This is a genomic window from Nostoc sp. 2RC (assembly GCF_014222165.1).
GTDB classification, from domain to species: domain Bacteria; phylum Cyanobacteriota; class Cyanobacteriia; order Cyanobacteriales; family Nostocaceae; genus Nostoc; species Nostoc linckia.
Window position 1 is genome coordinate 1 of sequence record NZ_JACKZU010000323.1, and the last position, 9,677, is coordinate 9,677.

10 protein-coding genes, 1 pseudogene and 1 riboswitch are annotated in these 9,677 nt (G+C 42.6%); of the genes and pseudogenes, 3 read left to right on the forward strand and 8 right to left on the reverse strand.

From position 1 onward, the window contains the following. Window positions 1-457 (reverse strand): annotated as a pseudogene (locus GNE10_RS26780) (alpha-L-glutamate ligase); the annotation flags it as partial. 313 nt (window positions 458-770) lie between these two features. Continuing rightward, window positions 771-1,691, reverse strand: a complete 921-nt coding sequence (locus GNE10_RS26785; RefSeq protein ID WP_099066060.1) for a hypothetical protein — start codon at window positions 1,689-1,691, stop codon at window positions 771-773. Between the two features lie 133 nt (window positions 1,692-1,824). Between GNE10_RS26785 and GNE10_RS26790 the strand changes: the two genes are divergently transcribed. Further along, window positions 1,825-2,745, forward strand: coding sequence for a metallophosphoesterase (locus GNE10_RS26790; RefSeq protein WP_185568419.1), 921 nt, complete (start codon window positions 1,825-1,827; stop codon window positions 2,743-2,745). A 210-nt stretch (window positions 2,746-2,955) separates the two neighbouring features. Here GNE10_RS26790 and GNE10_RS26795 read toward each other — a convergent pair whose 3' ends face one another. The 6 genes from GNE10_RS26795 to ndhC all read right to left on the reverse strand — a co-directional run bounded on the left by GNE10_RS26795 (window position 2,956) and on the right by ndhC (window position 7,717). Continuing rightward, a complete protein-coding gene (locus tag GNE10_RS26795) occupies window positions 2,956-3,660 on the reverse strand; it encodes a precorrin-2 C(20)-methyltransferase (RefSeq protein ID WP_185568421.1) in 705 nt (234 codons plus the stop codon). Between the two features lie 2 nt (window positions 3,661-3,662). Then, complete coding sequence (locus GNE10_RS26800; protein ID WP_185568433.1) at window positions 3,663-4,289, reverse strand: precorrin-8X methylmutase; 627 nt, start codon at window positions 4,287-4,289, stop codon at window positions 3,663-3,665. A 59-nt stretch (window positions 4,290-4,348) separates the two neighbouring features. Further along, on the reverse strand, window positions 4,349-5,806 hold the full coding sequence (cobG, locus tag GNE10_RS26805) for a precorrin-3B synthase (protein ID WP_185568424.1): 1,458 nt from the start codon (window positions 5,804-5,806) through the stop codon (window positions 4,349-4,351). Then, a riboswitch (cobalamin riboswitch) is annotated at window positions 5,780-5,912 on the reverse strand. It overlaps the preceding gene by 27 nt. 191 nt (window positions 5,913-6,103) lie before the next feature. Continuing rightward, window positions 6,104-6,634, reverse strand: a complete 531-nt coding sequence (locus GNE10_RS26810; RefSeq protein ID WP_185568426.1) for an NAD(P)H-quinone oxidoreductase subunit J — start codon at window positions 6,632-6,634, stop codon at window positions 6,104-6,106. Then, entirely contained in the window at window positions 6,627-7,364 is a 738-nt protein-coding gene (gene ndhK, locus GNE10_RS26815) for a photosynthetic/respiratory NAD(P)H-quinone oxidoreductase subunit K (protein ID WP_099066066.1), read from the reverse strand. Before ndhK ends, GNE10_RS26810 begins: the two co-directional genes overlap by 8 nt. After that, on the reverse strand, window positions 7,355-7,717 hold the full coding sequence (gene ndhC / locus GNE10_RS26820) for a photosynthetic/respiratory NAD(P)H-quinone oxidoreductase subunit C (protein WP_099066067.1): 363 nt from the start codon (window positions 7,715-7,717) through the stop codon (window positions 7,355-7,357). The genes ndhK and ndhC overlap by 10 nt, the downstream gene beginning before the upstream one ends. 363 nt (window positions 7,718-8,080) lie before the next feature. Here ndhC and GNE10_RS26825 point away from each other — a divergent pair, with 363 nt between their 5' ends. Both GNE10_RS26825 and GNE10_RS26830 read left to right on the forward strand, forming a co-directional pair. After that, window positions 8,081-8,416: a rubredoxin gene (locus GNE10_RS26825; RefSeq protein ID WP_185568428.1), complete on the forward strand. Its 336-nt coding sequence runs from the start codon at window positions 8,081-8,083 to the stop codon at window positions 8,414-8,416. A gap of 187 nt (window positions 8,417-8,603) precedes the next feature. Next, window positions 8,604-9,623: a photosynthesis system II assembly factor Ycf48 gene (locus GNE10_RS26830; protein WP_185568431.1), complete on the forward strand. Its 1,020-nt coding sequence runs from the start codon at window positions 8,604-8,606 to the stop codon at window positions 9,621-9,623. Window positions 9,624-9,677 lie beyond the last annotated feature (54 nt).

Below are 9,677 nucleotides of genomic sequence, written 5' to 3' on the forward strand. Positions count from 1 at the left end.
GAGCAATATAATCATATCTATTATTATTGATATCAAAAATTTGTTTTACAGCATTTCTAATTTCATCTTTGTTCTGGCATAAAAACACATTGTGTCCGCTGGAACCAGAGTTTCTTTTGACAATCACAGGTATTGAAAATTTTTCTGTAATTTCTAATATAATATCTTCAATAGTTGGAAATTTTAAGTACATTTTATATTTAAGATCGCAGTAGGGCGAAAGAAAACCAATTGTTTGAGGGAGTTTAATTTTTTTATTTAAAATATGATAAGTATATTCCTTATCTTTTAAAATCTTTGCTACTGCTTGATTAATTAATGGGGTACTATAATTACAAAAATAATGGTATTTATCATCGAATTTTACTTTAATTAAATTTTCAGCAGGATAAATAATTTCATAGCTGATATTTAAGTTTTCACAAGCTTGGAGCAATAGCGAAACGTTGTCTAACATAAATGCTTGAAGCTCAACTTTTAAATTAGGTGATTATAAAAATTTACAACACAACCTTTGCTGCAAATGATAAATATCAATTGAGCCTTGTTGTAATTTGTGAAAAAGTCAATCTCTAAAATACACCTATATCGTAGATAATGCAACAGGTTATCATCGATTTTCTAATGAATACAAAAAGTGAGATAAAAACAGATTTTATACATTTTATTTTTTAACAATTTTGGGGTTTGAGGGCGTTGCACAAATCAGGTATGGAATTTAGATATTGCCATCTAAAAATCCTGGTTCTCAAAATATGCAACGCCAATTTTTAACTAGTTGTTGAACTTGTTGCTTGCCGTTTAAAAATTACCATTTCAGTACCAACAACTGGGTTACGGGCTATCAGGCGGTTTTGGGAATCGAGAATTTCTAAATGAGTAAAATCAAGTTGTTGAGAACGTTGTAAAATTTCACCAGCGAGTTGATTCTGTTGAGATTCTGGGAGAGTGTACCAATCGTTGCTAATAATGACGGTGAGATTACTCGTGCGGAAGTTGGCTTGAATTGACTTTATCAGACCGGAGGCGATGCGATCGCTAATTTCGGCTACCTGATTTTCAATAGCCACAATTAAGGCTTGTTCGGGTGTCAATTCTATAGTTGGTGTTGGTGTTGGCGTTGGCGTGGGAATTACTTCTGGTTCCGGTTCTGGTTCTGGCGATGGCGTAATTTCCTCTGGTGGTTGTTGCGCTTCTGGCGGCGTTACTTCTTCTGGCGGTGGCGTAATTTCTTCTGGTGGCTGTGGTTCTGGTGTAACTAACTCTGGGGGAGTAGTTATAGTTGGTGTTGCTGTGGGAACTTCTTCCACTGGTGGAACTGTTGCTACTTCCGTTGGTTTACCACTAAAAATAGTTGTAGTTGTCCAAACAAGAATTATGGCAATTCCAGCAATAATTCCCGTCAAGGCTGTATCCGATAACTTTGTTGATAAATTTGATGGTAAAAATAAGCGGACTGTCCTTAATAGTCCACCCCAGCGCGACTGAAGCTGTTGCAAAAAACCAGGAGTTTCTTCAGCACCAGTTGGGGGCGCTGTTTCTAGTTTTTCCACTGTTACTTCTAAAACCCCAATTGTCCCTCTGAGAATTTGGATAATTGTAGCCTTCCAAATTGGCTGAACTCTTTGGTAAGGTTTTTGGGGAGGTTTAGTTACCTGCTCATCGGTCGGTTTTGGATTGTCTTGTGACATGGAACTTTCACCAAAAGCAGCGAATCAAAGACAAACAACGTACATTATTACTGTGCTGCCTCTTTTGCCTTAATGTATCACTTCATTGCACTTACTTCTCTGGAAACGAACTATTTATTAAATTTGGTGAGTTATGAACCTGAAACGCCGTCAATTTTTATTTTTAAGTAGTCTGGGTGCTATCGGTACGGGATTTTTAGGCTGGATGTTAAGCCAGAAAATTTATCAAAATGCCGATCTTAGCGATTCCACAACAGCCATAGCCGCCAACCCACCGAAAAAAGACTTATTATTACGTTTTGTATCTGTTGCAGACACAGGAACTGGCGCTAAAGGACAGTACGCTGTGGCTGGGGCAATGAATTTTTATCACAAACAAAATCCTTATGATTTAGTGATTTTAGCTGGAGATAACATTTACAATAACGGCGAAATTGAAAAAATTAGTGCAGTTTTTGAGCGTCCATATCAAGCTTTGCTCAAGCAGGGTGTAAAATTTCAAGCTTGTTTAGGCAATCATGATATTCGTACTGCAAATGGCGACCCACAAGTGAAGTATATCGGTTTTAATATGAACGGCAGACGATATTATACATTTCGCCGGGGAAGTGTACAATTTTTTGCTTTAGATACTAATAGTAATGCTGATTGGAAAAACCAGTTACCTTGGTTAGAAAAAGAATTAAGTCGCAGTAATGCTGCTTGGAAAGTTGTATTTGGTCATCATCCAATTTATGCTTCTGGTGTATATGGAAGTAATCCAGAGTTTATTAAAACTTTTACTCCCTTGTTTCAAAAATACGGCGTTCAAGTTTATATCAATGGTCACGAACATCATTACGAACGCACCCGTGCAATTAATGGAACGACTTATTTAATTACTGGTGGTGGTGCGGGTACTCGTCCTGTGGGGCGTTCTGAGTGGACAGAATATTCTGCTGAAAGGTTGAGTTTTGCAGTCTATGAAGTGTATGCCGATAGAATAGAAGTAAAAGCGATCGCTACTGATAATAGCGTTTTTGATAAAGGTATTATTCCAGTAAAATCAGCTTAGTCATAAAATTAATTATCCAGTTGTGACCGCTATTTCCCCCACCAAATTTTCAATTTGGTGGTCTTCTCCCAAGGAGAGACGCTACGCGAACAATCAATGGCGGGTCGGAATCCCCCACTGATAGCGCAGCTAAGCCGTGTCCGCGTCCCGTAGCGTCTCGTAGAGAGCGTCTTGATTCTGAATTCTGAATTCTGAATTCTGTATTCTTCTTCAAAGTCGATTTTTGGTTGGGATCACAATCATTGCGAAATACGGTACTTGTGCGGGATCTACTTCATCTAAGGGTATAATACGTTGCTGCGTCATTGTTGCTCGTTCAATATATCTTGCCCGCGATGCTAGTCCTAATTTGTGCAGAATGTCGCGCACTTTGGTAAAATGACGACCAAGTTTCATAATTGCTGCTGCATCCGTCATTAACAATTGTGTGGTGAGTTCTTCTGCTGGTAGTGGTGCAGGTAGGACTGTGAGAATGTCGTTGTAGTAGGTGAAAGGTACGCCTAAAGCTACCGGACAAGCCATCAGTGAGGAAACTCCAGGGACGACTTCTATTTGGTATTCGTCACATAATCGGGTGAACAGGTACATGAAGGAGCCATAGAAAAAAGGATCGCCCTCACAAAGCACCACCACATCTCGCCCTGCTGCTAAATGAGCAGCGATTGGTTCAACTTCTTTGTCGTAAATAGATTTGGCTTTTTCTGGTTCTAAAGCACGGGGGAGGTGAAATAACACCTCTATCTGCTGCCCAGTGAGATATTGCGCTACGATGCCTCTAGCAATACTTTCACGATCTGTGGCTGATTGATAGGCTACCACTGGAGCTGCACGCAATAGCCGTAGTGCCTTGAGAGTCAATAATTCTGGATCGCCCGGCCCAACACCAATTCCATAAAGACGACCTTTGGTATTCATGATTATTCTTCCTCCGTTGCCAAGGCGTTAACGGCGGCGGCGGCGATCGCACTGCCACCACGCCGACCGTGTAATGTTAAAAATGGTACATTTCTGCTATCTGCTGCCAGTGCGGCTTTCGATTCGGCCGCACCAACAAATCCCACTGGAAAGCCTAATATAATAGCAGGTTTAGGCGCTTTTTCATCCAGCATTTCTAATAATCTGAACAGGGCGGTGGGAGCATTACCAATGGCTACCACCGATCCTTCGAGGTGCGATCGCCATAATTCTAAAGCTGCTGCTGACCTTGTAGTATTCAGACTTTTGGCAATATCTGGCACTTCAGGATAATTCAGGGTACAGATAACTTGATTGTTTGCAGATAAGCGCCGCCTGGTTACACCTTCAGCAACCATCCGGCAATCGCAGAGAATCGGCGCTCCTGCTGCTAGTGCTGTTCTTGCAGATTGCACTGCTGTGGATGAATATCCCAAGTCAGTGACGATATCAGTCATTCCACAGGCATGAATCAGACGTACTGCTACTTTTGCTACATCTGGTGGCAGGATATCTAGGTTGGCTTCTGAACGGATAATGGCAAAGGAATTGCGGTAGATTTCGTTGGCGTCTCGGATGTAGTCGGGCATGGCGGGGAGTGATGAATTTGTACGCACAGGCGTTCCAGGCCTAAAGAGAATTAGAGATTTCAGATGGAGTTTTGACGTTCAAATTTATACGTTTGTAGAATTTGCTCTATTAACAAGGGTAGTTCGGGGAAAGTGACGTATTGGTATAGTTCGCGACCAAATTTGTGGTTGCTGTTGGTGTCACCAAGATAAATATGATAGGCTTCGATGGTTTTATTATCTGTTTCTAAGTTGACACCGAGCAGAGTAATCTCACTTTGGCTATGTTGGGCGCAGGATTTTTGGCAGCCAGTAAAGTGGATATTAATTGGGTATTCGAGAGTGACGCGATTTTCGAGATATTCTGCCAATGCCAATGCATGACTTTTGGTGTCGGTGGCAGAAGCGGCACAACCTTTGTTACCAGAACAAGCAATTAATGAACTCTTGATATTGGTGGCTGAGGAATCTAATCCTAACAGAGTAATTTGATTTTGAACATCGCTAAGCCTTGATTGAGGAATATCTGCCAGGAGTACGTTCTGCCAGGGAGTTAACCTGAGAGTTCCGCTACCATATTTTGCTGCTAAATCTGCTAACCCCCGAATTTGCCGACTTTCTAAACGTCCAAGAGGTAAGACGACACCAATGTAAAATAATCCTTGCTGGCGTTGGGGATGAATGCCAATATACTGAAAGTTAGTATCTATTTTTTGTCCAGTTGGGCATGTTTCACTTCGAGTCAGGGGAAACGGTAAACGTTGCTGGACTTGCTGAAGATAATTTTCACAACCAAAGGTATTTAGTAAGTCTCTTAAACGTAGCCGACGCTGATTATCTATCTGAGTATGATACAGATAGACATCTGTTAAAGCTGCCAAGACGAGTAAACAATCATTTGGTGTTAACAAAATTTTGGTATCGCTTGCTAATCGATTTTTTGCGCCTACACACAAATGGAGGCGGAAGTAAACATCGCCATCAACTAAGACCGCAGCGAATAGGATATCATTTAGGCGATCGCTTACTCTAACAATTCCACCACCATCAAAACATACGCTAAATTTTGCTGACAGTGCTGATAACGCTGGATGTGTAGCAAGATAATTATCCCAACCTCGAACAAAAGGACGAGTGTCTATTAATTCTAGGCGATCGATGCCAGCAGTTGGGCTGGTCATAATATTGCGGATGTGGTCTACATTGCTGTTGCGAGAACCCAGTCCCATATCCTGTAGGTGCTGGAGAACTTGAGCATCGATGGAAGTGCGGATTTCGCGGACTTGTAGGTTAGCTCGATTAGTCACATCCACATAACCACCGCCATACTCTTGTGCTATGTCTGCGATGGTGTAACACTGTTCGCTATTAATCATCCCGCCTGGGATTCTCATCCGAGACAGTATACCATCTTCGGCGGGTGTCGCGTAAAACAAGCCAGGACAAGTGGCAAATCCAGAAACCAAACTGAGAACTCCTTCCCCGTGCAACGCAGGGAGTAGACGGTGAGTATGTCCTGAGGACATGAAAGTTGGCATTCTGACTTAGGCGTTCCCATCACAGCTGCGGCACAGTCCCAGAATTTCACCGGAGTTTCCCAACTTCAAGTTTTAGTAATTTAGCACGATCGGGCGGTTGGTAAGTTCAAGACTTCATATTTTGCATTAACCTGATACTGTAATTGACGGACTTTCAAGGAAAATATTTCATTATTGTTGACGGTTGACTGTTAACTGTGAACAGTCAACACTTAACTTTAGATGCACATCAAAAACATTACCCCTCTCCGCCACCGGAAAGGGGTTAATCACTGGTTAAACTCAGCACTAATTAAATTAATAAGCGTCTTGCAACTCGTAGAAATCAGGCGAGACGTAATCTTTCCGCAAAGGCCAACCCACCCAATCTTCTGGCATCAAAATTCGCTTGAGATTGGGATGTCCTTCATAGATAATGCCGAGCATATCGTAAGACTCGCGTTCTTGCCAATCAGCGGTCTTCCAAATCCAATACACTGAAGGCACTCTGGGATTTTCTCGTGGTAGGAATACCTTTAAGCGGACTTCTTCAGGCTGATCTGCATTATCACCGACTTTAATCAAATGATACACGCTCACCAATTCCTGTCCTGGCCCCAGGTCAATACCACCTTGAAACTGGAGATAATTAAATCCATAGGCATAAAGGGCTGTAGCGGTGGGGAGCAAGAAATCTGGCTCTACCTTAATTATCTCCACCCCGTTTTTGTCTGGTGCCAAAACCTCATGGTCAAAACCATTTTCCGTCAACCACTGGGAAACTTGACCAGCTTCTACCAATGAATCTTCTTTAACTGCTGGTACTGGTTTAGATTCTTCTTCAGCCACGGCTTTGTTCCTCCTTCTGTGTCTTTGCTGTCAGCAACGCGGGTGGTACAGGCATACCAATGGCTTCTGTCAATTCTTTCGGTGGTACAGAGCGAGTATCTGACTGCAAATACTTACCAGTTAAGATTTCTTCCACTGGCTTGAGGTTATGAGTCGTGCTGTAGTAGCGGTGAGTTTGCTTAATTTTATTCCGCTCTTGCATCGAATCATTGGCGATTTTCTTCCGTAGCTTAATAATCGCGTCGATAATTGCTTCTGGACGAGGAGGGCAACCAGGCAAATACACATCCACAGGAATCAGTTTATCAACTCCGCGTACAGCTGTGGGAGAATCAACACTGAACATCCCGCCAGTAATCGTACAAGCACCCATCGCGATTACATACTTCGGCTCAGGCATTTGTTCGTAAAGACGCACCAATTGGGGTGCCATCTTCATGGTAATTGTGCCTGCCGTAATGATTAAATCAGCTTGACGGGGACTAGAACGAGGAATTAGACCAAAACGGTCAAAATCAAATCGCGAGCCAATTAAAGCTGCAAACTCAATAAAGCAGCAAGCTGTACCAAACAATAGCGGCCACAAACTAGAAAGCCGCGCCCAGTTGTAGAGATCGTCAACCGTAGTCAAAATGACATTTTCTGAAAGGTCTTGAGTGACAGTAGGACGCTCAATGGGGTTGATGATTTGCTCTTTGTCCTGGGTTATTAAGTTAGAATTCAAGACCATTCCAAAGCTCCTTTACGCCATGCGTAAACTAAAGCAATTACAAGAATTGCAATAAAGATTAGCGCTTCAATAAATGCCAATAGCCCCAAACGGTGGAAAGCTACCGCCCAAGGATACAAGAATACAGTCTCCACGTCAAAAACTACGAAGACCAGAGCAAACATGTAGTAGCGGATATTGAACTGAATCCAGGCTCCCCCAATGGGTTCCATACCTGATTCATAAGTTGTACGCCGTTCAGGACTGTAACCACTGGGTCGTAGGAGCTTGGATGCTGAGAGCGCTAAGGCAGGAACTAGGCTACAGATAATTAAGAAGCCTAGTAAGTACTCGTAACCGCTGAGGACAAACACAATGAGTATCTACCGCTATGAAGTATTTTGGTTGGACTAGGGACTGGGGAATGAGAAAGCAGGGGGAGCAGGGGAGGCTTTTGAGGCAGGGGAAAAGGTTAATGGGAAAAGGGAAAAGAAATAAATTTAATCTTTCCCCTTTTCCCCTTGCCCCTTTACCTTTCCCCATAACCCATGCCCCATGCCCAATCCCTTGATTTGCGTTACATTTCTTTTACATTATATCTGTTTGATTTTTCTGAAATCTACGAAACAAATAGACTTCAGGTATTTGATTCGTTTTTAGTATTGATAGAAAAGTCTAACAGTTATGTCATAATTTTTAACGTATATTTAAGATTTCTCCTCTGCGAGGCCTTAGCCATGACCGAACCAGCTGTTGAGACTTCAGTGTTAGACCGCTATGAGTGTCGCGCCTGCGGTTATGTTTACGAACCCGAAAAGGGAGATGACAAACATGACATTACTTCAGGAACACCCTTTGCAGAACTGCCGATAACTTGGCGCTGTCCAGTTTGTAGTGCCAAGAAAACGGCTTTTGCAAACATCGGGCCTGTAGGTGCGGCATCTGGCTTTAAAGAAAATCTCGGTTACGGTTTGGGTGTCAACAGCCTAACGCCAACCCAAAAAAATGTTCTCATTTTTGGTGCTTTGGCTCTTGTCTTTTTGTTTTTTCTTAGTCTCTACGGCTTACAATAACATCCGCTTGGGAGGGCTGAGTTAGGAGTTAGGAGTTAGGAGTTATGAGTTCTAAATTCTGAATCCTGAGTGCTGAGTTCTAAGTCCTGAGTTCTGAATTCTGTAGTCTGTAGAGCAACTGTAGCCTTTAAGGTAAACCTTTTAGAAAACCCCTACACAAATTTAGAATCAATCGTAAGAGATACTGATGCATTCAATTGTGAAAAGTTGGCAACGAATATTTGCCTTGTTACTCGTAGTCCTGATGTGTATTGGTTGTAGCAAAGTCCCCTCTATTAGCTACAATCCTTGGAAAATCATTTCTGTGCCAACAAATGAGAAGTTGCTGGATATTGCATTTACTGGTAATCCTCAGCATGGATATTTGGTAGGTAGCAATACCACTCTGTTGGAAACCAAAGACGGAGGTGATACTTGGAAACCAATAACACTGCAACTAGATGAGCAAAAGTATCGCTTTAACTCAGTAAGTTTTCTGGGTAAAGAAGGCTGGATAGCAGGAGAACCTGGATTTTTAATTCATACCAATGATGAAGGTGCTTCTTGGTCGCGGATTTCTCTGAGCGAAAAGCTACCAGGTAACCCCATTGCCATTAAGGCACTGGCCGACAACACAGCCGAGTTGGCTACTGATGTGGGAGCCATCTATCAAACCACAGATGGCGGCAAAAACTGGAAAGCCAAAGTAGAATCAGCGGTGGGAGTAGTGCGTAACTTAGAACGTTCTACCGATGGCAAATATGTTGCCGTTTCTGCTAAAGGTAATTTCTACTCGACTTGGGAACCAGGGGAAAATGCTTGGGTTCCTCACAACCGCAATAGTTCTCGGCGGGTAGAAAATATGGGTTTTCTTGATAATGGTCAGTTGTGGATGCTAGCTAGAGGAGGCCAAATCCAGTTTAGCGAACCAACCAAAGTTGACGAGTGGCAAAAAGCAGAATTTCCAGAATTATCCACCAGTTGGGGTTTACTCGACTTAGCATACCGCACGCCCAATGAAATTTGGATAGGTGGCGGTAGCGGTAATTTGCTACGGAGTACCGACGGCGGCAAAACCTGGGAAAAAGACCGTGATGTAGAAGAAGTAGCTGCTAATTTGTACAAGATTGTTTTCTTTCAACCAGACCAAGGATTTGTCATTGGCGATCGCGGCGTTTTACTCAAATACATATCAAACCCTGAAACAACTTCTGCACAAGCAGCTTAGGGGCTAGGGAGATGGGGAGATGGGGAGAGAATTTCACCCCACCACCCCATCACC